This is a genomic window from Mesorhizobium sp. M8A.F.Ca.ET.218.01.1.1, assembly GCF_004791165.1.
Classification (GTDB): Bacteria; Pseudomonadota; Alphaproteobacteria; order Rhizobiales; family Rhizobiaceae; genus Mesorhizobium.
The window spans coordinates 1-279 of record NZ_SRUZ01000236.1 but is presented as its reverse complement, the minus strand read 5'-3'; the positions used below and the strand labels follow the sequence as shown (position 1 = coordinate 279).

1 protein-coding gene is annotated in these 279 nt (G+C 54.8%); it reads left to right on the top strand.

Features of this window, described 5'->3' with window-relative positions; translation table 11 throughout:
• The coding region (locus EN861_RS35985) for a hypothetical protein (protein ID WP_210235228.1) at positions 1 to 210 on the top strand (210 nt) is incomplete at its 5' end.
• Between the last annotated feature and the right edge of the window lie 69 nt (positions 211 to 279).

Below are 279 nucleotides of genomic sequence, written 5' to 3'. Positions count from 1 at the left end.
GGTCAGTCTGCCACTGCGGTGCCCAAGCGCCTGCCTGGCCGCGTACATGGTCGGCGAGCGCTTACCGGGAAGGTTGGCCTCGAGAACAAGCTGTTCGACAAAGCCCTGGTTCATTTCGAACTCGACGCATTGGTCGAGTTTATCAACGATCCAGACCCTGTAGTAGTCTTTCTTAAGATCATATCCGGAATCATCGCCGGGTATCTCTAGCGGAGGCGCGGGTATCAACATAATTTTGGGCTTTGGCAGATCGTATGTGTGCCCCTCATACGCGTATCC